Origin of the sequence: Sulfurimonas iocasae (genome assembly GCF_047716755.1) — a bacterium.
GTDB lineage: Bacteria > Campylobacterota > Campylobacteria > Campylobacterales > Sulfurimonadaceae > Sulfurimonas.
In genome coordinates this window covers 641164-664911 of sequence record NZ_CP180409.1, presented here as the reverse complement: position 1 = coordinate 664911, position 23748 = coordinate 641164, and the positions used below count along the sequence as shown (strand labels likewise).

19 protein-coding genes and 1 tRNA gene are annotated in these 23748 nt (G+C 32.8%); 10 read left to right on the top strand and 10 right to left on the bottom strand.

What is annotated here, in order from left to right; all coding sequences use genetic code 11:
• Positions 1 to 3: 3 nt before the first annotated feature.
• From ACLHDE_RS03380 to ACLHDE_RS03370, 3 genes are read right to left on the bottom strand one after another with little or no spacing between them, the layout of a single operon-like run.
• Positions 4 to 2763: a translocation/assembly module TamB domain-containing protein gene (locus ACLHDE_RS03380; RefSeq protein WP_415397799.1), complete on the bottom strand. Its 2760-nt coding sequence runs from the start codon at positions 2761 to 2763 to the stop codon at positions 4 to 6.
• Positions 2760 to 4451, bottom strand: a complete 1692-nt coding sequence (locus ACLHDE_RS03375) for an autotransporter assembly complex protein TamA (RefSeq protein ID WP_415397797.1) — start codon at positions 4449 to 4451, stop codon at positions 2760 to 2762. The genes ACLHDE_RS03380 and ACLHDE_RS03375 overlap by 4 nt, the downstream gene beginning before the upstream one ends.
• A gap of 46 nt (positions 4452 to 4497) precedes the next feature.
• Positions 4498 to 4983 carry a mechanosensitive ion channel domain-containing protein gene (locus tag ACLHDE_RS03370; protein WP_415397795.1) on the bottom strand — a complete coding sequence of 162 codons (486 nt, stop codon included), beginning with the start codon at positions 4981 to 4983 and terminating at the stop codon, positions 4498 to 4500.
• 131 nt (positions 4984 to 5114) lie between these two features.
• On the opposite strand from ACLHDE_RS03370, the gene ACLHDE_RS03365 reads away from it, so the two are divergent.
• Complete coding sequence (locus ACLHDE_RS03365; protein ID WP_415397793.1) at positions 5115 to 5561, top strand: hypothetical protein; 447 nt, start codon at positions 5115 to 5117, stop codon at positions 5559 to 5561.
• Positions 5562 to 5585: 24 nt separating this feature from the next.
• Here ACLHDE_RS03365 and ACLHDE_RS03360 read toward each other — a convergent pair whose 3' ends face one another.
• The 3 genes from ACLHDE_RS03360 to pta are packed head-to-tail and all read right to left on the bottom strand — an operon-like array spanning position 5586 to position 9371.
• The gene (locus ACLHDE_RS03360; protein WP_415397791.1) at positions 5586 to 6245 is read right to left on the bottom strand and encodes a DUF502 domain-containing protein; all 660 of its coding nucleotides are present in this window, start codon (positions 6243 to 6245) and stop codon (positions 5586 to 5588) included.
• On the bottom strand, positions 6235 to 7290 hold the full coding sequence (locus tag ACLHDE_RS03355; protein ID WP_415397789.1) for an acetate/propionate family kinase: 1056 nt from the start codon (positions 7288 to 7290) through the stop codon (positions 6235 to 6237). Before ACLHDE_RS03355 ends, ACLHDE_RS03360 begins: the two co-directional genes overlap by 11 nt.
• Entirely contained in the window at positions 7290 to 9371 is a 2082-nt protein-coding gene (gene pta, locus ACLHDE_RS03350) for a phosphate acetyltransferase (protein WP_415397787.1), read from the bottom strand. The genes ACLHDE_RS03355 and pta overlap by 1 nt, the downstream gene beginning before the upstream one ends.
• A 62-nt stretch (positions 9372 to 9433) precedes the next feature.
• Between pta and ACLHDE_RS03345 the strand changes: the two genes are divergently transcribed.
• Positions 9434 to 9793, top strand: coding sequence for a YchJ family protein (locus ACLHDE_RS03345; protein ID WP_415397786.1), 360 nt, complete (start codon positions 9434 to 9436; stop codon positions 9791 to 9793).
• Here the strand turns inward: ACLHDE_RS03345 and ACLHDE_RS03340 are convergent.
• Together ACLHDE_RS03340 and ACLHDE_RS03335 are read right to left on the bottom strand one after the other, a co-directional pair.
• Positions 9790 to 10206 (bottom strand): GNAT family N-acetyltransferase, encoded by a 417-nt coding sequence (locus ACLHDE_RS03340; RefSeq protein WP_415397784.1) that lies wholly within the window; start codon positions 10204 to 10206, stop codon positions 9790 to 9792. The two genes, ACLHDE_RS03345 and ACLHDE_RS03340, sit on opposite strands and share 4 nt — an antisense overlap.
• Before the next feature lie 538 nt (positions 10207 to 10744).
• Complete coding sequence (locus ACLHDE_RS03335) at positions 10745 to 11980, bottom strand: IS110 family transposase (protein ID WP_415395806.1); 1236 nt, start codon at positions 11978 to 11980, stop codon at positions 10745 to 10747.
• Positions 11981 to 12350: 370 nt separating this feature from the next.
• Between ACLHDE_RS03335 and ACLHDE_RS03330 the strand changes: the two genes are divergently transcribed.
• The 5 genes from ACLHDE_RS03330 (at position 12351) to ACLHDE_RS03310 (ending at position 18670) form a co-directional block, all read left to right on the top strand.
• Positions 12351 to 14618, top strand: a complete 2268-nt coding sequence (locus ACLHDE_RS03330; RefSeq protein ID WP_415397782.1) for a methyl-accepting chemotaxis protein — start codon at positions 12351 to 12353, stop codon at positions 14616 to 14618.
• 67 nt (positions 14619 to 14685) lie between these two features.
• Entirely contained in the window at positions 14686 to 16293 is a 1608-nt protein-coding gene (locus tag ACLHDE_RS03325; RefSeq protein WP_415397780.1) for an ABC-F family ATP-binding cassette domain-containing protein, read from the top strand.
• Positions 16280 to 17131: a DUF5718 family protein gene (locus tag ACLHDE_RS03320; protein ID WP_415397778.1), complete on the top strand. Its 852-nt coding sequence runs from the start codon at positions 16280 to 16282 to the stop codon at positions 17129 to 17131. Before ACLHDE_RS03325 ends, ACLHDE_RS03320 begins: the two co-directional genes overlap by 14 nt.
• A 3-nt stretch (positions 17132 to 17134) precedes the next feature.
• Positions 17135 to 17479, top strand: a complete 345-nt coding sequence (locus tag ACLHDE_RS03315) for a translation initiation factor (protein ID WP_415397776.1) — start codon at positions 17135 to 17137, stop codon at positions 17477 to 17479.
• Between the two features lie 63 nt (positions 17480 to 17542).
• Complete coding sequence (locus ACLHDE_RS03310) at positions 17543 to 18670, top strand: methyl-accepting chemotaxis protein (RefSeq protein WP_415397774.1); 1128 nt, start codon at positions 17543 to 17545, stop codon at positions 18668 to 18670.
• A 15-nt stretch (positions 18671 to 18685) separates the two neighbouring features.
• Here ACLHDE_RS03310 and groL read toward each other — a convergent pair whose 3' ends face one another.
• Both groL and groES read right to left on the bottom strand, forming a co-directional pair.
• On the bottom strand, positions 18686 to 20323 hold the full coding sequence (groL, locus tag ACLHDE_RS03305) for a chaperonin GroEL (RefSeq protein ID WP_415397773.1): 1638 nt from the start codon (positions 20321 to 20323) through the stop codon (positions 18686 to 18688).
• A gap of 242 nt (positions 20324 to 20565) precedes the next feature.
• The gene (gene groES / locus ACLHDE_RS03300) at positions 20566 to 20826 is read right to left on the bottom strand and encodes a co-chaperone GroES (RefSeq protein WP_415397771.1); all 261 of its coding nucleotides are present in this window, start codon (positions 20824 to 20826) and stop codon (positions 20566 to 20568) included.
• Positions 20827 to 20965: 139 nt separating this feature from the next.
• Between groES and ACLHDE_RS03295 the strand changes: the two genes are divergently transcribed.
• The 3 genes from ACLHDE_RS03295 (at position 20966) to ACLHDE_RS03285 (ending at position 23746) form a co-directional block, all read left to right on the top strand.
• Positions 20966 to 22804 carry a diguanylate cyclase gene (locus ACLHDE_RS03295; protein WP_415397769.1) on the top strand — a complete coding sequence of 613 codons (1839 nt, stop codon included), beginning with the start codon at positions 20966 to 20968 and terminating at the stop codon, positions 22802 to 22804.
• A gap of 94 nt (positions 22805 to 22898) precedes the next feature.
• A tRNA-Met gene (locus tag ACLHDE_RS03290) sits at positions 22899 to 22975 on the top strand.
• A 207-nt stretch (positions 22976 to 23182) separates the two neighbouring features.
• Positions 23183 to 23746 (top strand): hypothetical protein, encoded by a 564-nt coding sequence (locus ACLHDE_RS03285; protein WP_415397767.1) that lies wholly within the window; start codon positions 23183 to 23185, stop codon positions 23744 to 23746.
• The last annotated feature ends 2 nt before the right edge of the window (positions 23747 to 23748 follow it).

Genomic DNA, 23748 nt, shown 5'->3' with positions numbered 1-23748 from the left:
TATTTACTTAAAGTCTTTTATATATAAAATCCTTACTCCCTGCCCTACTTCATTAACATCTATATCAAATCTTATAGACCTACTTAAAGTGTACTGCAAGATAATGCTTGAAATTGTGTCGTTTTTATATATAGCCCTTATCTTCTCATTGAAACGTGCCCCTATTTCATAACCAAAAGTTCCCTCTTCATTTGTCAATACATTTAAAGTGTCTATGTTTAGACCTGAAGTGTCATTAAATATCTGCTTCACTCCTGTTGCCAAAAGTATGGAGCTGACAGATGTCTTTGATCCAGATGAGCTATCAAAAGTTGATGATGCCGATTCACCAAAGAGTATATATGACATTATGTCATTTTGACTTAGGTATGGTGTTGATTTAAATATGACTACAGGCGAAGCGAGTGTATTTGTAATAAATATCTCTATGTCAATATAGTCTAATGTCTGGTAGTGCATATTTAAGTTCAGGTATGGGTTTATCGGTTTTGCTCCATTAAAATACAACTCGCTCTTATCAAATGTAAAGAGCTTATCACTTGACGTTACTTTCCCTTCTTCAATTGTTACCAGTCCCAAAAGACCCAAAGAAGATGGGGGCTCTTGCCAAATAACGATATCTGGAACAAAAAGTAAATCGACACTCTTTGTTTTATAACTAATTGGCTTTATAGAATTCAGATGTATATTTACAAAATGCTTATACTTAGTCCGAGGTTTGATATCTTGTATAATTATAATGTCGTCTGAAATTGTATATTCAGCAGGTGGTTCATATGTTATAACACCTTCTAGTAGTGTTACATTTCCTTCTATCCTTTGTGTACCGTTGCCATCAAAGGAAGCCTTTACATCAGCCCTAATGCTAACATTAGCTTCTTTACCCTCATATTTGAACATATCACTTTTTATCCGTAAATCTCCCTTTATATTCATAGGGTTAAAGAATCCTGTTACAAGCAAGTTGTCGTATATCCAAAACTCTTTTAGCTCTAAAGTTTTATTTTCATCAAAACTTATTTTTGACTTTTTTTGAGAGTAAATCATATGATTCATAAAGTCCAAACTATATTTATCAATGGTTATCTCACTATCTATCATTGTTGCTTCTAAATAAAGATTTTCTGCTCTATAAGTTGTTTTAGTGTCAACTTTTGCACTCAGCCAAGGCATGTGAAGACGACCTTTAATCTGCACATTTTTTGAGAAACTCACAATAGCCTCTATCTTTGCTTGTGCATCTAACAAGACATCATCATCTGAGTTAATTAAGTCAAACTCCGACAACATTGCGTTAAGTGATTGAATATTTGCATTGAGTGTTATGTTTTTATCAGAGATATCACCCTTAACTTTAAAACTCTCCGAGCCTAAATTTCCAAATCCATTAAGCGCTGAGCCTCTCTTAAAAAGAGTTACATCAAGCATCTTCGCACCAAGATTTAAAACAGTTTTTTCATCTTCGTTGTAATATACAAACTTCAGAGGCGAGAACTTGTCCATTGGATATTTTTTAAAAATCTCTGATTCGAGTTTTGGATTCATCTGCGCAACAACAAGTTGAGTGCTGTTATCTAGTTCTACGCTTCCATCTAAACTGCAAAACAAACCTTTAGTGCTAAACTCTCCAACTAATGAAAATGGAGATATTGCTACAACAGCATCTGCATTAATGCTAAGAGTGTTTTTTTGAAGCATCTCAGGAAGCTGAGAAATAGATGATAGTGCAAGAGCTTCGCTGTTGACATGAACTAAAAACTCTTTATAATCATTTGATTTTATATCTAATTTTAACTGCTCTGTTTTGATACTCCCTATCAGGCTATCAGCATCTCCTGCAAGCTCTGCACTAAAGTTATCAAAAGGAAGTTGCGATGGATATTTTGTTAAATCTGCACTTAAATCCGATGAATAAGCACCAAGAGAGTTAAACAGACCCTTTTGTTTCACCTCTGCTTCAAGTTTTTCATGAGAGAAGAAGTAGGAGCTCTCAAATGAGAAGTAGTTCTCATTTATAAAATATGTTAGATTGATATCTGCATTTGATAGGTTCACATTTTGGTCTGCAGTGAAGCTCAAGTGGTTTAAATGTGTACTCATAAATACTTTTTGCAGTGTAGCTTCAACATCTACGGAAATTATTTTTGGAACTCCCTGCAAAAATTCAAAATATTTTTTAGCTACAGACTCTTCAGGAGTTAGCAAAGTTTTTGCATAGAGTATATTTGAATCTATCTTTGCATCTATAATTGCATCTGCATAGGGAGTAAATAACTCAACAAAAAGTTTTTTAACATTCAGTCTCTTGTCATAGTCAATCTTTGAGGCATTTAGATTAAAAACAAACCTCTCATCATCAAGGATAATACTAATATTTGTCAGCTGAAGTTTTGAAACAGAAAAAGCAAAGACAAAGAACTCATAATCACTCTCTTGTCTTTTTGGTAGCTTGTCAATATTTAACAATACTCCGTCTGCTTTAATTTTTTTAATTACAGGAGTCGAATTAAAAAGCATAACAAAACTGTAATCTATCTCAACTCTTTTAGCACTAAACGCGTCCAAATAGCTAACATCATACAGAGTTGCTCCGGTAAGAAGTGAGCCTTCGACTTTACTATATAAAATTCCATTTTCTTTTAAAAACTTATCTGTAAGATACTTTACAGAATCCGGATGCACGGCTATTGTTGCAACACTCAAAACAATTAGAGTGATAAAGATTGTCAAGTAATAAGTAAACAGATACATTCTAACAATCAAAACAGTTCACCTATATGGAAATGAAATGCATACTGCTCTTTCGGGTTTTGTGCATCAAAACCGATATCAAATGCTATTGGACCAATCGGTGTAACATAACGTATACCTGCCCCAAGAGAGTAGTAACCATTTTTCTGATCTGGTATTTCTTTTTCTCCGATAAAGGTAGTGTCGTTAAAAACTACTCCTCTAAAATTACCGCTTATAGCAAACCTGTATTCAGCCGTCATCTCCAAGATAGAATGTAGTCCTATTGGATTATCGTATTCATTAACTGGACCTAGTTTTCTATAATTATACGCGCGGTTGCTGTTCATACCTCCTGCATAAAAACGGTATGATGCTGGAATATTACCCTCATAAAGTCGCAGTGAACCATAGTTTGCTTTTAGTGCTACAACGGAGGGCAGTAGTGGGAATATATATCCTCCAGATATATTGTATTTGTAATAGCTTGCATCTGATATTTCCGACTTTAGCGAGCCGGCGACTTCTGGACGAAAAAAATAACCTTTTTTTGGATTAAGAATATCATCTCTGGTATCATAGCTCCACTGGAGTTTTGCAGACAAGACAAAGAGATGCCCCTCAGGGAATAAAATCTCATCACCACTCTCATAAGTAGTCGTATAATCAAAAAGTAAGCTCTCTTGAAATATATGAGGGGTCTCTCTCTGTTTAACATAGAAGCTCCCAAAATATCTATTTTCCTTAAAACCTATAAATTTTTCTTTCTCAAACCCTATCTCTACACCTGTTGAATTTCTATTTTTTAGAGGCATAAAAAAATTCGTTTTTATTGTTTGTTTTATCTCTGTTAGTCGTGTCTCTACCCCAGCAGTTTTAAGATTGCCAAATATATTTCTATGTTTGACTCCAAGAGTTAGCATAGCCCCTTCATCACTGCTCGCTCCGATACCTGCTTGAAATCGAATCGGTTTTTCAATTTCAGTTATAGAGACTTTCACCGGAGCAATATTATTGTTTATTACACCCGTATCTATCAAGACTTTACTTATTCCCTCGTTTGAATAGAGACTTTGATAAGTTTTGCGTACTTCTTCTGGAGAGAATAATCTGTTTTTTTTAATATGCAACATTGAACGTATAATCTGTGAATCAATACTCTCTGGAGAGTTTATCTCTATCTCCCCAAAGTAGCATAACTGATTTGGAATAACGTCATATACAAGATATGCACTATTTGTCTCTATATCTACCCATGCCCTAGAGTCAACTTCTGTATTACAGTAACCATTGTTGGCATAAAAAAGCTTTATATCTTTTTTACTAATATCAAATTTATCAGAATCAAAGATCATCCCTTTTTTAAATGGGATTGTAGAGTCAATATTCAATTTCGATATCATAGAGATATCGATTATGTGGATAGGTGATTTTTCCAAAATTGTGATTTTTATCTCTTTATCACTCTTGCTATGTGTAACTTCTGCGTGAAAAAAACCTTTTGAGCGATAAAAGTCTTTAATAGTTGCACTAAGTAAAGCAGCTGTTTCAGGACTTACAGCAGGTTCTTTTTTCCAAAATTCATATAGGTAGGGCTTGTATAAGTTTAAAGCCTCATAAAGCTCTCTCTCTTTTATCTGCTTATTGCCTTTAAAGTAAATTGGTACAAAATCTCCATACACAAGCGAAGAAAATAATAACAGAAGAATTAATCGCTTCATTTTTGGGCACCTAGCATGAGTTTTGATATAGAGTAACTATTGTTGATTATTTATTTATTCTAATAACCGGTTTTTGCAGTATAAGGTTGTTTGGGTATAAAATAAGATTCTCTTGGCTATCTATAAGCTCTATTTGAAAAAGAGATATCTCTTTGATTATTCCCTCCACGCTATTGTCACCATCCACAATTTTAATTTTATCACCAACTCTTGCCGGAAAAGTAAAAAATATAATAATACTTGCCGTCACATTGCTTAGTATTGACCATTGTGCGAACATTGCAACACCAATTATTGCAAAAAGTGATGAAGCAAAAAGTGAAATTCCCTCTAAATCAACACTCCAAACAAAAGCAATGACAGTCATTGCCACTAATACAAATAGTATTTCAAAAACTTTTTGAATATAGAAAAGTCTTTTTACATGGACTTTTTTTCCTATAGCTATCTTATTTAAAATTCTTTTAAACAGCCTAAAACTAATATATGCACCAATAATTACAACAAAACTCCAAAAAATATTTTCACTCATCTATCAACCTTTTTTTTAATAATACACTTTAAAATAATTGTTACATTATAGCTAATACAGTTTACTCTTATATACTTTTTATATACTTTTTTACTCTATAATTACTTTATCAATTTAAAGGGATACAAATCATGAAAAAAAATCAAAATATTTTATCTTCAGTTTTTCTAGCATCTTCTTTAACGCTGACTCCAGTTGTTACAATATCATTAACAGCTAGCACTAAATTTAAAGTAAACTCTGTATCAAGTTCAATTGCTAAAAATCTTCATAGAAGAGGTATTGATGAAGACGCTTCTAAAAAAATAGCAAATAATGTTTTTAATGTGGATGAAGAACTCTTTGCTTTAATGCTTCAAAATCTTAAATATGGCTATAACAATAAACTAAGTCCAAATGAGATTTTAGACTTTTTATCTACTCAGGCACTTATGAAAAAAAATGTTCACCTAGATTCATACTCATACCTTGTAAATATGGTTTATCAAATCAAAAATCAAGCATTAACTAAAAAAGATTTAAAAGATTTAAATACTATTGCTACAAAAAACTCATTTTATGCACAAGGTTGGTCTTAGAAGTTTAAACACTGCCTCGCAATCTTAAGCTTCTTCCTTGTTTTTATTACCCTCAATCCAATCATTTAGTGAAATTAACTCATTTAAGTCTTTAGGTTTTTCATTCAGAATATCAGCCAAACTTTTAACTCCCATAGATAATAAGTATTGAAGATTATTATCAAAAGTAGCTTCTTCAAGTATAAAAATATTATTTTTATGCACTTCAAACAAATACCCACCATTTGGTATAGGAGTTTGAGATAAAGTTACTGTGTAATGATCTTTTATAATACTCTCTTTTTGAGAATACATTAATCCTATGTTATACCCTTCCTTAGCAAATCCCTTTATAACAACAACTAAGATTTTTGTATCACCTTTCTTTGAAGAATTAAATATACTAATAATATCTTTGATTGTTGAATATCCAGGTATTTTAGCTAGCAAATCATCAAAAAAATTCGCTAATTTTGTTTCCATAAAATGACCAATAAAATATAATATTGAAACAAAAACAACTATAACTAAAATCATCCATAAAAATTCATTGTTTTGCGGAATAAATCCTATAAGATGAAAAAATTTATTCATTAAAAAATCTATTTTATTATATAACCATCCAATTACAATCATTATTGCAACTATAGGTAAAAGCCAAAATAACCCCTGAATACTCACTTCTATAAAATTCTTAATCTTCATTAATATCCTTTTTTATTTTTTTAAAACTTAAACACTGCCTTGCAATCTCTAACTCTTCATCTGTTTTTATAACAAAAACAGGTGTACCCATAGCTAAATCATTATCCATTATTCTATCTCTTATATAAGCAGAATTTTCACCTATCCCCCCACTAAAGACAATAGCATCTACTCTACCAAGAAGAGCCTTATAAGAACCAATATATTTTTTAACACGTCTAACCATCATATCTATAGCTAACTTTGACTTATTATCATTATTTTCAAGAATATCTCTGATATCACTACTTCCACAGATTCCTAGTAGTCCGGACTTTTTATTTAACATTTCATCTACTCTTTTAACACTAAAACCTAAATCTCTTTGCATATATAACACAATTGCCGGATCAATATCTCCGCTTCTTGTCCCCATAACTAAGCCCTCTAGCGGTGTAAAGCCCATAGATGTATCAATACTTACACCTTTTTCTATGGCACAAGCACTTGCTCCATTGCCTAGATGCAAGCTTATGATATTTAACTCTATCGTTTCTTTTTTTAAAAGTAATGCACACTCTTTTAAAAGATATGAGTGTGATGTTCCGTGAAAGCCATAACGTCTTATCTTATGTTTTTCATACATCTCGTATGGCAGTGCGTAGAGATAAGCAACTTCAGGCATCTGAGAATGAAAAGCTGTATCAAACACTGCAACTTGAGTTGTATTTGGAGCTTTTTGTTTTGCTACTAATATTCCCTCAAGGTTGGCAGGATTATGAAGTGGAGCTAGATGAGTTAACTCTTCTATTTTTTGAATTACCTCATCATCTACTATAGTCGGTTCACTGAATTCTTCGCCACCATGAACAACTCTATGTCCTATAATATCTATGGATGAAAGGTCAACATCTAAACTATCTAAGGCTTCATGATGAGTTTTAATTTTAGAACCCTTAAGCCCAATATTTTCTACTAAGAGTGAATAAATAACTTCTTTATTAGACATATCATAGAGTTTAAATTTTAACGATGAACTTCCTGAGTTTATAACAGCGACTTTCATTAATCCTGTCCTGCTTGAATAGCTGTAATAGCTATGGTATTTACGATATCTGTAACTAAGCACCCACGACTTAAATCATTAATAGGTTTGTTTAAGCCTTGGAGTATTGGACCGATTGCTATAGCACCGCTTGAGCGTTGAACTGCTTTATATGTATTGTTTCCTGTATTTAAATCTGGAAAAATAAGTACATTTGCTTCTCCGGCTACTTTTGAGTTTGGTAGTTTTGTATGAGCCACATTTTTATTAACTGCCGCATCGTACTGGATAGGTCCCTCTATAAGTAAGTCACTATTTCTATTTTTAACTATTTTAGTGGCTTCTCGAACTTTATCTACATCTACTCCGCTACCACTCTCTCCGGTTGAGTAAGATAGCATTGCAACTTTTGGCTCTATACCAAAAGCCTCTGCAGTTTTTGCAGATGATATTGCTATTTGTGCCAAAGCTTGGGCATCTGGATCTTGATTTACCGCACAATCTCCATAGACTAAAACTTCTGTTTTAAAACACATAAAAAAGACACTTGAAACAATACTTATATCTGGTTTTGTCTTTATTATTTGAAGAGCCGGTCTTATGGTCTCTCCTGTTGAGTGAATTGCTCCACTGACCATTCCATCAGCATAGCCAAGATGTACCATCATAGTTCCAAAATAATTTTCATGCCCCATAGCATCTTCAGCCGCTTCTCTTGTTAGTCCCTTCTCTTTTCTCTGCTCGTAAAATTTATCTACAAACTCTTCCATAAGGTCTGAATTCATATAGTCAATAATAGTTGCCCCACTAAGGTCAAGACCGAATCTCAAATAATTCTCTTTTATTTCTTCAACTTTACCTAAAAGAATAATATCTGCAACTCCGCGACGCAGAGTTATCTCCGCTGCTCTTAAAATCCTCTCATCCATGCTCTCAGGAAGTACGATTCGTTTTTTATTTAACCTTGCTCTCTCAAAAAGTTTATACTCAAACATCATAGGAGTAATAACATTTGTTTTTGCAGTAGAGATTTTTTTCTCAATTAGCTCCATATCTACATTTGAGTGAAATAGTCCAAGTGCCAGAGATATTTTTCTCTCACTAGTAACTCTCAATCTTGCATTTACGTGTGAGAGTTGTTTAGCTGTTTGATAAGTATCAGCTTCAACTGACAACACAGGAATATTAAAACTATCCAACCCTTCTATAAGTTTTTTAATATTTGGATGTGCTCTCATATTAAAAGGAAATACTATTACACTTATATTTGGATAGTTTTTAGAATAAAGAGCTCCAAAGAGCCCAAGTATAATGTCTGATCTATCAGCAGGTACTATTACTAAATCATCTTCTTGTATATGATCTAAAAAATTATCAAGAGTTAGTGCTGCTACTTTAATACCTCTTATAACTCTTGTATGATCTTGTTCTCCAAGTAAAACAGCCTTTGCATCTATGCCTTCTATGACATCTTGAACAGTTAAAAGATCTAACTCCGGAATTTCTTTAAGCAGATATGTACTCTCTATGCTACCTTGAAGTTTTATCTGTAGTTTTTTATATTTTTCATCACTAAGCCTATTTACAAATGTAGCAAAACAATCACAACCCTCACTCTTTAGGTTATCTCTCTCCATTAGAATATCTTCATAAACTTCATTGGCAGTTGATCTTCTTGCACTGATAATATTTATAACATAAGAGCCAAAGTTTTGAGCTATTTTAATATTTAAATCATAATTTATAGTTGTAGTTAAGAATGAACGTCTTATGCCTTCACAAAGAACAAAATCATACTCATTTTCTAGTTTTTTAAACTTACTGATAAGCTGGTTTATCAACTCATTTGAACGATTTGAAGCTAGCATAGTCTCAACATATTCAATATCAAAACCATAAGCATCATCATAATTCATATCAATATCATATCTCTGTAAAATAAACTCAATATCTTCATCCATTTTATCTTTAGATACGATTATCGGTCTAAAAAAAGCAACACGATAAAGATTTCTTTTTAAGATATCCATCATTCCCATAGAGATAAAAAGAGTTCCTGCACCTTTTTCTTGTGCAGATATATATAATGATTTTATTTTCATAGTTTAATAATAGAGCTTTTTTCGTTAAAGATAGTATAATTTTTTTAAAAAATGGAAAATTTATGAGTAGAGTATGTTTGACACCCCAAGAACTAATGAGAAGTAGATACGAGGCCTTTGTTAAAGAGGATTGGGACTTCATTGTAGAAACCTCTATAAATCAAAAAAGAGAAGAGTTTAATGGTGTAAGCTCTACAGAGTGGCTAAAGCTAGATGTGTTGGATGCTTATGATGATATAGTAGAATTTAAGGCATATTATAGAGAAAGCGGAAATATATATGTTTTACATGAAAAAAGTACTTTTACAATGGTAGATGGAGTATGGAAATATCTTGATGGAGAATTGTTCAACTCTAAAATTGAGAGAAATGAGAGCTGTCCATGTGGAAGTGGAAAGAAGTTTAAAAAATGCTGCGCTTAAATCCTTTTTAAAAAAACAAAACCTTTTTTCTCAAATCCATTATTTTCATAAAACCTATGTGCTTTTTCTTTTTCAAAACTAGAAGATAAAACTATATTTTCACACATACAAGTTTTTGCATAATCTCCTAGATACTCAAGCATCATCTTTGCATAACCACTAGATCTATGTTTTTCATCAGTGACTAAGTCAAAAACATACAAATGTCTTTTGTTGTAAAGATTGGTTTGAACTGCGACACCGGCATAAGTTATAAGTTCTTCATCATCCATAATACCAAACATCTTATAATCCATATGTCTCATATCGTATATTAAATCTTCAAACTCTTTATAACTTAGAGCCGTTCTTAGTTGCTTCACCACATCATAAGCCGTATATAACTCTTTTAAATCTAATTCTCTTATCTGCATGATATATTTTACAGTTTATTCGTTACAATAGGACATAAATATTTTAAGAGGGTGTTTAATGAGAAAAAAACACTACTTTATTCAAAACTTAAGCGTTATTATTATGCTTTTTTTGACTTTAGAGAGACATTAATGCTATTATCTGAAGATATCGACTGACTCAGGTCTCAGGCAATAGATATATAAGTATAGGTCAAAGAAGCTGTTATTATCACAAATAATGAAAAATAAAGCCTTTTTATAAAGAATAACTTAAAAAGCAAGGAAAGTAAAAAATAGACATTAGTTTATTAACAATATTACTTCAAAGAACTATGCAAGAGCTAAAAATCTTGCAAGTTTGATTTTTTAAATACTCTTTGTTGTATTTCATTTCTAAAATTTGAGCAAAGAGTGTTTTGATAATCAAACTATAGAGTAAATTATATATTTGTCTCTATTTTGGTTAACAACTAGTACGGTAATAGCTTTAAATATTATTGCTATTATGAATGATTTAAGTACTAACTTGTGATCTTTAACTTATCACTGTTTATGACTAATTTGTAAATACACGATTTGGATTATAGGGTGTGTTGTATTTAAAAATAGAGTATATGATAGTTGCAAGTTTTCTTGAAACTGCAACAAGTCCCTCTTTTTTAGATTTGCCTTGACTTCTTTTAGTATCGTAGAGTTGCTTCATCTGTTTGTTATGTATCAGACAACTTACAGCACTAAGATATAGTGCATGCTTGACCAAAGAAGAGCCTCTTTTACTTAAGTGACCTACACTTTTAGAATTACCAGAGCTATTTTCTGTTGGAAAGAGTCCAAGATATCCTATAAACTTAGGTATAGATGGAAACCTCGTCAGGTCTCCACATTCACTAATAACAGCAGCTACAGTTTTATCACTTACTCCAGGTATGGTTTTAAGGTTATCAATAAGAGTGTTACTCTCTGGTAGCTCATCAAGTGTTGAACTATTAATGCCTTTTTTATCAAGCAAAGAGAGTATCTCAGCTTCAATAATATCTATCTCACTAAGATACATCTTTAAAAGCCTAATAGTACTTCTAATAGCTATTGCTCTTGCATCTTTAGCCTTACCTGAATAGATAGACTCTCTTGAGAGTTCTAGTAATCTTAGGGCTTTGTCTTTATTGAAGTTATTGCCTTGAATATGAGCAAATATCTTCATGATTCTATCAACGCTACTATGCTTATAGTGATATGCTGTTGGATACTTTTCAAGCAGAGCTAGACCACTTATGGTAAATGGATTTGTGAAGCTCTCAAACTCTGGAAATGTAACTGTTATTTGAGTAATGATTCTCTTCTTAACCTCTTTCATATCAGACTGAATAGAAGCACGATTTCTATAGAGTGTTCTAAGGCTCTGATACTCATCATCAGTTACATAACCTGATGAGTATTTGCCATCTTTTAAAAAGAGTGCTATAACTAAAGAGTCTATGTTGTCATTTTTTACTTTTTTCATAGTTATTTGTTCTCTATACCTTGAGGTTTGAAATGGATTGAGTAGTTTAACACTATAGCCCTTAGACTTTAAAAACTCTAAAAGGTTTTCACCATAAATACCAGTTGCTTCTATACCGATAATAAAGTCATCTTTATCTAAAGTGACACTATCTAAAATAGTAAGTAATTTTTCAAACCCTTTTAAATCATTGTTGATTTTAAAAGGCTTGTTAATAACCTTAGTTTCACTATCATCGATAACTGAAACAACATGAAAACTCTTTGCAATATCTATTCCTACGTAATACATCTCTATAATCCTTGTCGTGTAATCTTAAGTTGCCTAACAAAAAAACAAAAGTTAAATTGTTAGAATTCACAGCCTCGTTAATCTATGTGTTGTAGGTGCTAAAATAACAGCTACCCCAACAGCTTTTAATAAGTGATTAACAACTAAAGACACCAACTGGCTTAATGATGTAGTCAGTAGATATAAAATATTTTCATATCCTGCTATAAGGAAAAAAATGTTGTTTTATCTTTAGTCATAAACTGTGAAAGTTACAAGATTTGAAGTTAGTACTTCAATCTTAAAAGAGTAATACTTCTTTGCTTTAAAGTCAAAAAAACTTTAAAAAAGAACTACTTACTCATAAAAGAAATTATACGAGGATATTATTATGAATATAAAAAGTATTAAATTTAAAGTTATTGCTTTAATGGCAGTCTCGCTTCTTGTAATGGCTGTTAGTATTATGTCTATATCAATTAGTAGAGCTTCTGAGTCTCTAGTAAAAAGTAATATGGCACTACTAGATGCAGTAAAAGAATCTAAAAAAGAGCATATAATAGACTTTTTCACTTCATTAGAAAACCTTTTGCTTTCCAGAACAGCCGACTCGGCTACAGTTCAATCTATGTGGGCCTTAGATGAAAGTTTTCAGGAGCTTGAAGAGATACCAGGAATACAACAAAATGATATTAAACTTGCTCTTACAAAACACTATAAAGATGAGTATCTCAATAAAATAAACTTCAATATAAAAGGTGCAAAACCTAAAAAGTCTGTAGAAGCCTACCTGCCTAAAAGTTTCAGCGCTCAAATAGCCCAATACTTATATATTGTAGACAATAAAAATAAGATTGATGAAAAAGACAAACTTACAATGAGCAAAAAGTACAAAGAAGAGTACTCAACTACTCATGTTCAAATTCATCCTGCATATAGACAAATTTTAAATAACTACGGGCTATATGATATATTTATAGTAAATGCAAGTGGTGATGTTGTTTACTCTGTTTTTAAAAAGAAGGACTTTGGTACAAACTTACTTAATGGTGTTTATGCGGATTCAGGTCTTGCAGAAGCATTCAAAAAAGCTTCAAAAACTCAAAAAGGAAAAGTTGCTTTTGCTGACTTTAGACCTTATGAACCAAACTATAACCAACCATCTCTCTTCTTAGCTTCTCCTCTTTATTTTGGAAAAGATTTTGAAGGAGCTATTATTTTTCAACTTCCAAAAGATAAGATTAACTTTGTTATGAACTTTCATGGAGACTTTAAAAAAGCAGGTCTTGGAGAAACTGGTAAAGCTAATCTAATCTCCTTAGATGGAAATATGAAAAATGACAGCCGTTTCTTAAATGAGATGAATGACCCAGATGTTAAGATAGCAGGAACAACAGTATCAATTGTAAAAATAAACTCAAAGTCCACCCAAGCAATTAAAAGAGGAGAAAATGGTTCTTGGATTATTGAAGATCAAAGGGGTGTGAAAGTTTTAAGCTCATATGCACCAATCAAAATCTTTGGAGAACAATGGGGTATTATAGTTGATATTGATGAATTAGAAGTACTTAAAAATGTAGAAGAAACAAGAAACGTAATCATTGGAATCTCAATAATAATGTCAATAATTTTACTTTTAATCAGTATCTATTTAATCCAAAAAGTGATCATATCAAAACTCAATACACTACAAGACGCTTCATACAATTTAGCTAAGGGAGAAGGTGATTTAACAAGCAAAATTACAGTTCCTAAAGGGGATGAAATCTCTGAAGTAGCTAACAATATCAATGCCTTTATAGATAAGGTTCGCGTTACAGTATCTGAGGCTAAAACTTCATCTTCTCAAAACACCGATATTTCTCAAACGCTTTCAGAGACTTCATCAAGTATGAAGGCAAAAGCACAAGAAGAGAGTGACCTTGTAAACGAAGTCTCTCATCAAGGAAAAGATTTACAAAGCGTACTCAATGCTTCAATTGAACAAGCAAAAACAACTAAAGAAGACATCAATTCAGCAGGAAATATACTAAAAGGTGCAAATCAGCAAATAGTTCACTTAGCGACTGAGATTCAAGAACGTGCTAAGGATGAGTTAGAACTATCTCATAAACTAGAACAACTAAGCGCAGATGCTACTCAAGTAAAAGATGTTCTGACGGTTATCTCAGATATAGCAGACCAAACAAATCTTTTAGCACTTAATGCTGCTATTGAAGCTGCTCGTGCAGGTGAGCACGGACGTGGGTTTGCTGTTGTTGCTGATGAAGTTCGTAAACTAGCTGAGAGAACACAAAAATCACTCTCAGAAATCAATGCAACAATAAGTGTAATTGTTCAGTCAGTAATAGATGCAAGTGACAATATCTCTAGAAATGCCAAAGCGATAGAACAACTCTCCGGTGATGCAAGAAATGCAGAAGGTGAAATCAATACAAGTGTTGAGTCGATAGAGCGATCTATAGTACAAGTTGATGAGACTGTAACAGGTTATATAAATAACTCTAAAACAGTTGAATCAATGATTATGAAAGTATCTGAGATTGAAGAAATATCAACAGAAAATAAAAGAAGTATGGATGATATCTCTAATGCTTCTTCAAAACTGACACAAATGACTATAAATCTTAACAATATGCTAAAAGGGTATAAAACATAACTTAAACTAATCATATTTTAAACAACTCTTAGATATAATCGCGAAAATCTATCTAAAAGAATTAATCATGGTAACAGTACAAAATTTAATTATGCGCTATGGAAATAGAGTTCTATTTCAAGACATTAACCTAAAGCTAGACCGTCATAAAAGATATGGTCTTATCGGTGCTAATGGCGCAGGAAAAACAACTTTTTTGAAAATCCTATGTGGTCAGATCAATGAATATGAGGGTGATGTAATAATCCCAAAAGCCAATAAAGTCGGTGTTCTAGGTCAAAATCAATTTGCTTTTGAAAATTATACAATTATGGATGCAGTTCTTTATGGTAACAAAAGACTCTACGATGCTATTAAAGAAAAAGAAGAACTTTATGTAACTGGAGACTTTGAAGACGATGCGGTAAATAATCGTCTTGCAGACTTAGAAGTAATTTGTGTTGAAGAAGATCCGACTTATGAGTATGATGTAAATATTGCTAAGATACTTGAAAATGTCGGTATAGCAGCTGAGCTTCACCAAAACCTTATGAGTACTTTAGACTCTGCTGATAAATTCAAAGTTCTTTTAGCACAAGTTTTATACCCTAAACCAGATGTACTATTTCTCGATGAGCCTACAAATAACCTTGACATTGAAACAATCAGTTGGTTAGAAAATGAGCTTAAACGCCATGAAGGAACTATGGTAGTTATCTCTCACGATAGACACTTCCTAAATGCTGTAGTAACAAATATCTTAGATGTTGATTATCAAAAAATCCGTGAATTTACCGGTAACTTTGACGATTGGTACATTGCTGCTAATGTAATAGCAAAACAGATGGAACTTAACAATGCAAAAAAAGAGAAAGAAAAAGATGAGCTAGAAGCTTTCGTTCGTAGATTTAGCGCTAATGCATCTAAGGCGAAACAAGCGACTTCAAGACAAAAAAAGCTTGATAAACTTGTTATAGAAGACATCAAACCATCTTCAAGAAGAGACCCAAGTATCGTTTTTAAAGCAAAGAGAACTATGGGTGATGAAGCACTTAATCTTGTTGGTATAAACCATACTTACCCTGATGGTAATGAAGTTTTAAAAGATGTAAATCTTAAATTTGAACCAGGTGAAAAAGTTGCACTTATCGGACCAAATGGTGCAGGTAAAACAACTCTTGTAAAAATTATAATGGAAGAGATGAAACCAAGCTCTGGAGAAATCAACTGGGGTGCAACAATCGAGAGCTCTTACTTCCCACAAGATACAGCTGATACAATTAAAGGAGACGGAACTCTTTATGACTGGTTAAGAGCATATGATCCTAAACGTGATATTGCTGAGATTAGAAACTGTCTTGGTCGTATGCTATTTAATGGTGAGCAACAAGAGAAATCTGTAGTTAGCATCTCTGGTGGTGAAAAACATAGAATGATGCTTAGTAAAATGATGTTAGAGGGTGGAAATTTCTTAGTTTTAGATGAGCCTTCAAATCACCTTGACCTTGAGGCAATCGTTGCACTTGGTGAAGGACTTTTAGAGTTTAACGGAAATGTTATCTGTGTATCTCATGACCGTGAGCTTTTAGATGCTTTTGCTAGCCGTATTATTGAAATTCATGCTGATGGAAGTATAACAGACTTCAAAGGTAGCTATGAAGAATATGCTGAAGCTAAAACAAATGCCAAAGTATAAAAATTTTATTGGTCTTGGAATAGCTGGTAACTTTGCCCTTCACCTAGCACAAGCAGGTGAACTTGAAGAATTTAAGGACATCATCACAGCAGATGAGGCAGCTCCTAAAGGGATGTTCCCTTTTTATCTTCCACGTCCTACTAACTTAGAGAGTGGATTGGTTTTACATGCAAAAGATATCTTACGCACTTATCCACTCTCAACTACACAGATCAGACTTCCAAAAAAAGATGTCAATGTTCAAGCTGAGCCAGAAGTTGGACTTATTTGTGACTTAGAATATACTGCAGGACGATTAAGTAAAATTACTCCAACTTATTTTGGTGCATACAATGACTGCTCTATCAGAGTTGCAGGGGCGAGTAAAATCAGTGATAAAAAGAACTGGGGAGAAGATTCTAAAGGACTTAGTAACACTCTTATAAAGATAGATAAGTTTGAAGAAGGCGGGATCATGGATGATTACTCTATCTGTAGTTTTCTTCGTAGAGATAACGAACTTCATGCCTATGGAGAAGATGTAGAACTAACCGGTTATAGCTATTTTTACGACAAACTTCTTGATTGGATGACTAATCAAATAAATGTCCAAGAAAACTTTGGACCATTAGAGGCATTAAGCGAATATGTTGCAGCTTGTTCTAACCCTAAAGAAGCCATTATAAGTATAGGTGCTACTAGATACACTCCGTTTGGGGAAAATACATTTTTAAAAAATGGCGATGAAGTAGTTATCGCTCTATATAACAGAAATGACTTCTCAAAAGAAGAAGTCGCTCAAAATATTAAAAACAAATCATATGAGAAAATGAGTGTATTGGCTCAAAAAGTAATCTAACAAATGAGTAGAGGTAAAAAACTAGATATTTTTATTGGTGCAGAAATTGACGATGGATGGTCAGAAGTTCAAACTCCTCGTAAGTCTAAAATATCAGATGAAATTCTAGAGCCTTCTAAGCATTTTCTAATTTTCAAAAAAGAAAAAAGACGTGGTAAAACGGTAACTTTAGTAGGCGAATTTCAGATGCCAAAAGAAGAGATTACCGCTACATTAAAACTTCTCAAGAAGAAGCTTGGTTGTGGCGGGGCTTTTAAGGATGGATGGATGGAATTTCAAGGTGAACTAAAAGATAAACTCAGAGAACTTTTACTCAACGAAGGTTTTAGATTTAAGCACGGTCACTAAGTAACAAAAAAATATATGCTTAAAATATTAAAGGCTTTGGTATAAAAGGTGCTATAATCGAGTATGAAAATATTTATTTTAACAATTATATTTACACTATCTATTTTTGCTTCTTCCATAGAATCAAACTACCAAGAGTTAAATAAGGAGATAGATAAAATCTCACTAAACTTATCTCCTGAAGAAAAAGTTTCTCTTTACTTTCTTGTTCTCTCAACTCATGAAAACATAACAACTGCACTATCTCTAGATAAAAGAAAAATATCTTCACTAGAGACGCTAGAAAGCCGTACTCTAAAAACTTTATCAACTCTACATGAAAACAACTCAAATATAGATGCAAGCCAAATAAAAAAGATGATAGAGTTGTATACAAAAATCACAAAAGAGGGTCAAGAGCTTATAAAGAAACACACTCTAACTTCTAAAGAAAAAGTTATCTACAAGGAGAAAATACTTTATAAAGATAAATTGGTTTATAAAGATAAAATTATCTATAAGGATAAACTAGTTAAGCAGTCATCTCTTGGGCTAAATATTCTAGTAGGACTTATTGGGACAGTTTTTGGTTTGCTAATTGGTTTTTTTACTTTTAGAAAAACTGTTGTAAAAGAAGTAGAACACACTCAAGTTATTACAGAAGATAATAATGCAGATAAAGAACTTATAAAAAATATGCAAAAAATAAATACTTCACTTGAAGCTGAGATAAAATCACTAAAATCTGATTCAACTATTATTCCTAAGATACAAAATGAAAATACTACTCTTTTGCAGAAACAAAAAGAGTTGCAATTATCACACGAGACTCTACTTCAAGAGCTAGATACAAAAATAAAAGTAATGAGTGAAGAGAAAAATATTTTACTACAAAAAGCTCAAAACTTAGAAGAGTGCCAAGATGCGAAAAATGAAGAAGAGCATGAATTTAACGATAAACTAGACTCTTTACAACATCAATCACAAGATATTTTTAATGTACTTGATACTATTTCAGATATCGCTGATCAGACAAACTTATTATCATTAAATGCTGCCATAGAAGCAGCACGTGCAGGTGAACACGGTAGGGGGTTTTCCGTTGTTGCGGATGAAGTAAGAAAACTAGCAGAGAGAACTCAAAAAACGCTTAATGAAGCTAGAGTAAATATCTCTGCTGTTGTAGATGCAATATCTAGCTTAAAAAGCTAGTATGCACCCATTTTGTTACATCATTCCTGGCATACCCATTTGTGGTGGCATTCCGCCACCCATATCAGGAGCTGGATTTTCTTCAGGGATTTCATAAATTGCAGCTTCAGTCGTAAGTAGTAGAGATGAAACTGATGTTGCATTTATAAGTGCTACTCGAGCAACTTTAAGCGGGTCAATAATTCCAGCTTTAAACATATCTACATACTCACCAGTTGCCGCATTAAAACCGATATTTTTATTTTTAGCATTTTCTACTGCATTTACAACAACACCTGTGTCATAACCAGCATTTTGAGCAATCTGTTTCATTGGTGCTTTTACAGCGCGAAGAATGATTTCAGCACCGATTTTTTGATCACCTTCAAGATTTAGAGAAACTAATGCAGCAGCACGAACAAATGCAGCTCCGCCACCAATAATAATACCCTCTTCTACTGCAGCTTTTGTAGCTGAGAGCGCATCATCAACACGGTCTTTTTTCTCTTTCATTTCAGTCTCAGTTGCAGCACCAACTTTAATTACCGCTACACCACCTGAGAGTTTTGCAAGACGCTCTTGAAGTTTCTCTTTATCATATTCAGAAGTTGTTGCGTTTAGTTGTGTTCTTATCTCAGAGATTCTTTTAGCAACTGCTTCTTCAGTTCCAGCACCATTTACTATTACAGTGTTGTCTTTATCTATAATCACACGAGAAGCTTGACCTAACATTTGAATGTTAGCACCCTCAATAGTATGTCCTGTCTCTTCAGCTATAACAGTACCTGCAGTTAAAGTTGCAATATCTTGAAGCATAGCTTTTCTTCTGTCACCAAAGCCAGGAGCTTTTACAGCAGAGATATTTAAAACACCACGAAGTTTATTTACAACTAAAGTTGAAAGTGCTTCACCTTCTACATCTTCAGCGATGATAAGAAGTGGACGATTGGTTTTTTGAACTTGTTCTAAAACTGGAAGTAAATCTTTAAGTGAAGAGATTTTACTATCAGCTAAAAGAATCCAAGGATTTTCTATTTCAGCAGTCATCTTCTCAGTGTTTGTTATGAAGTAAGGACTTAAGTAACCACGGTCAAACTGCATTCCTTCAACAACATCTAGTTCATCAGAAATACCTTTAGCTTCTTCAACAGTAATAACACCATCTTGACCAACTCTTTCCATAGCTTCAGCAATCATATCACCAATAGAAGTATCTGAGTTAGCAGAGATTGTAGCTACTTGAGCAATATCTTGCTTACCATTTACAGTTTTACTAGCTGCTTTTAAGTTTTCAAGGATTGCTTCACAAGCTTTGTCCATACCACGCTTAACCTCAACAGGATTAGCTCCGGCAGTAATATTTCTAAGACCTTCACTAAAGATTGCATTTGCTAAAACTGTAGCAGTAGTTGTACCGTCACCAGCCTCATCAGCAGTGTTAGATGCTACTTCTTTTACAAGTTGAGCGCCCATATCTTCTAGTTTATCTTTAAGTTCAATCTCACGAGCAACTGAAACACCATCTTTAGTAATTATAGGAGAACCGTAACTCTTTTGAATAAGAACATTACGACCGCGAGGTCCCATTGTCACTTTTACTGCATCTGTTAGTTTTTGAACACCACGAGCAAGTGAATTTCTTGCATTATCTGAAAAAATTATTTCTTTTGCCATTATATCTATTCCTTAATTTTATTTCATAAAATGAAGGGAACCCTTCATCTGTTTTGTCACGGTATAGGAAGTATACCCACAAGGGGTACGATGTTTCCACTACCTACGCTAATACCCCAAGGGTACTCCGTCGTGCGCGCTTGGTTTCCCTTAGCGGGAAGCTCTCGGCACTTGTGCCTCTTTTGTTTTCTCACAGAGAGTCTTACGACAGCTTCGGCACAAAACCTAAGAGACTAGTGTCTTTAACCAATGATTCCGAAGATATCATCTGTATCTAATACTAAGTATTTATCCGCACCAAGTGAAACTTCATTTCCTGAGTATTTTCCAAATAGAACAACATTCCCATTTGCTAACTCTGTAACTTCTTTACTTACAGCTACAACTTCACCCTGAGATGGTTTTTCAGTTGCATTATCTGGGATAATGATTCCAGAAGCAGTTGTGTTTGCCTCTTCAACTCTTTTTACTAAAACTCTTTTGCCTAATGGTTGAAAGTTCATACATATCCTTATATTTTGTAAATATTTTATAAATCGAATTCTATCCTATTGTAAGTAAATTCTTGATGAATAGTTTTTATAAATTGTCCTTAAATAATAATATTTATGCTAAAATATATAAAAAATATAAGGTAGCATTATGGAATCTAGGCAAAAAGTAATTATTGCTTTAGTTATCATCTTTTCTATATTCTTTGTTTTGATGATTATTAGTACAACCCTAAATTTCAGAGAATATGGTATAAAAACGGCTGAGAACAAAGCAAGTCTGACTGCTGAAATAGTAAAGATAGGCTTAACTTCACATATGGTTAATGGAATTATGGGTCAAAGAGATTACTTTCTTAATCAGATAGGAAGTGTAGAGAAAATCAGTGAACTTTGGATTGCTAGGTCTCCTACCGTTATAGAACAATATGGCGAAGGTCATAATAATGAAACACCAAGAGATAGAATAGATACAGAAGTTTTAAAGTCCGGACTAACAAAATCTTTGACTACCGAAACAGCTAGTAAAAGCATAATTAGAGTCAGCATTCCATTTGTAGCAACAGAGTATGGAACCCCAAACTGTATGGCATGTCATAAAGCCAAAGAAGGTGAAGTTTTAGGTGTTGTAAGTATGGTAATGGATATTACAGAGATACGTACAAGTAGTTTAAGAACTGTTCTTTATAACATGGCTATAACTATTCTTACAATTATCTTTGTTTTTATTGTTATAAACAGATTTATAAAACCTTTTGTTAATATCTTTTACTCATTTAGAGATGTTTTGCAAAGCGCTTATAATGGTGATTATTCAGTAAGAATTAAAGGGTATCAGAATAAAGAGAGCGAAACTGTAGCGGAAATGCTCAATACTATGCTTGAAAAACTTCAACACACATTTGAAGAATTAGACAAAAAAGTATATATATTTATTAAAAATAAAAATTATGTAAAAGAGCCTGATCCACTCATAAATATTAATACTACTATTGAGAGACTCTCAGATATTTACAAGTTCAAACAGACAATAGAAAATGATAAAAACTTAGAAGATATATATAAGCGTATCGCATCTGTTTTAAAAGATCATTTTAAACTGGATGATTTTACTATGACAGAGATAGATACAATGAACAAGGTTAAAAAAACTGTATATACTATAAATGGTTGTCATTGTGGAATTTTAGAAAATGAGTGTAGAGCAGACCGAATCCAGTCAAGTGTTGATTCTAGTATATTTAAAAACTCTTGTGAACTTTACAAACTTGAAGATACAGAGTATATATGTACCCCATACACAATTTCAAATGATTTAACTCTGGTTCTTACTATCACAACCAAAGGTGTTGAAAAGACAGAGTATGCAAGAACTATTACGAGCGATATAGAAGACTACATAACTACTGCTAGACCAGCTATAATGAGCAAAAAACTGATGCAAACACTCAATAAAATGGCTAGAGTGGACCAATTGACAGATATGTACAACCGTAAATTTCTAGATGAATTTGTTGACATATCCGTTCCTCAAGCTATACGTGCTGGAACTTCTTTTGGTGTTATGATGATAGATATAGATTACTTTAAAATGATAAATGACAACTATGGACATGATGTCGGGGATGAAGCTATTCGTATAGTCTCTAGAGTAATCAAAAAGAGTATTCGTAAAGCTGATATGGCAATTAGATATGGTGGAGAAGAGTTTTTAGTACTTCTACATAACTGTGAAGAAGAGAATATAATCAAGATAGCCCAAACCATTAGAACAGAATTTTCAAGACAAAAGATTCATGCCAATGAAGATACTTTCTTCAAAACTCTAAGTGTTGGTTGTTCAAGCTTTCCAAAAGACAGTGATAGTATTTGGAAGTGTATTAAATTTGCAGATATGTCTCTTTACCAAGCAAAAGAAGGCGGAAGAAACAAGGTTGTAATGTTTAAAAAAGAGATGCTAGACAACACAGAAGTTGGAGAGAGCTACTAGGTTTCAAACCTCTTTTTACAAATTTGAGAATTATAATCAAGCAAAAGGAAAATAAAAGCTTTTCATGGTTATAATTCCGACCTACAAAATAGATGTCACGGTAGCTCAGCTGGTTAGAGCACTGGTCTCATAAGCCGGGGGTCGGGGGTTCAAGTCCCCCTCTTGACACCATTTATATTTTGTAGTTTATTCTTTTCTTCAGCAAAAATCTTCAATTTTTTATTATAATCTATAGACTCTAAACTCATTTATTATCTTTTACTTTTCTAAAATTTCTGCTATTTCAAATAAATTATATACAACTAAATAATAATTAATAATATGATACAATATTTGAGTATAAGTAACCAAACTATTAAACAAAATAGGAGAACTACAATGGGTTGGAGAGTAACTAATTTAAAAGTTAAAAAAAGAGGAAAAACTAAGCTTACCACAAAGAATGATATTTTAGCTTTAAATACTTTAATGAAAATTTCAAAAAGAACTGAAATTAGAGAGAACAAAGGCAGTATCATTAGACTTGCTACAGGATCTGAATTAGAAATTCAAGATACTCCAATGGGGATACAACCTGTATATCATGGAGAGGTTTTCGTCTCTATTAAAAGTCGTGGTGGCGGTGGAAAATATAGAACATCTTGTTGGATGGCAGAGGCTAATTCTTTATCTAGAAATCCTGATATATTTATCAAACCTGGTAAAGAAAAAAATGTTGATGAATTTTATGCAATTAGCGGCGATATATCGATATTTGAAATTGATGAAAATTCAATGACATTTACTATTTGTGTAGTGCATGAAGGAGAAAAAGCTTTAATAACTTATAATTCATCCGCAACTAAAATTCGTAATAGATATAAGGCTAAGGTAATTCCATTTACAAATAAGGAATATGACTATGTATTGAAAAAATTCATAGACAGGAGAAAGTGGGTATAAAT